Annotated in this window: 1 rRNA gene and 1 pseudogene; one reads left to right on the forward strand and one right to left on the reverse strand. The window is 66.8% G+C overall.

The features are described from left to right. A pseudogene (locus ACZ5DS_RS18140) lies at nt 1-353 on the forward strand (hypothetical protein); the annotation flags it as partial. Between the two features lie 87 nt (nt 354-440). Here ACZ5DS_RS18140 and rrf read toward each other — a convergent pair. After that, a 5S ribosomal RNA gene (gene rrf / locus ACZ5DS_RS18145) occupies nt 441-533 on the reverse strand; the annotation flags it as partial.

The following is a 533-nucleotide window of genomic DNA, read 5'->3' on the forward strand; positions in this document are numbered from 1 at the left end:
TCACGACGCCCATAACCGCCACGGTCACCGCGATCGCCGTAGCCACCACCGCGGCTGTCATCACGACGGCCGTAACCACCACGATCGCCACGGTCCCGGTCGCCACGGTCCCGGTCGTCACGACGGTCATCACGCCGGAAACCGCCCCGGTCACTGCGGTCACCGCGGTCACCGTAACCGCCACCGCGGTTGTCGTCTCGCCGGCCGTAACCGCCGCGGTCGCCACGGTCGTTGTCGCGACGGAAGCCACCACGGTCCCCGCGGTAGCCGCCACGATCGGCGCGGTCACCACTGTCCCGTCGCCGCTGGTCGCGTTCCGGTCGGTCGTCGGGAGAGTTGGTGGACATCGGTGACTCCTGTCTTCGGTACCGCAAGCATTGTAAAAACAAAAGGACCCCTGGTCCCAGCTGAACGCTGGGACCAGGGGTCCTCCAAAGATTGTTCGGCGGCGTCCTACTCTCCCACAGGGTCCCCCCTGCAGTACCATCGGCGCTGTGAGGCTTAGCTTCCGGGTTCGGAATGTAACCGGGCGT

This window comes from Streptomyces sp. NPDC031100, assembly GCF_055570785.1.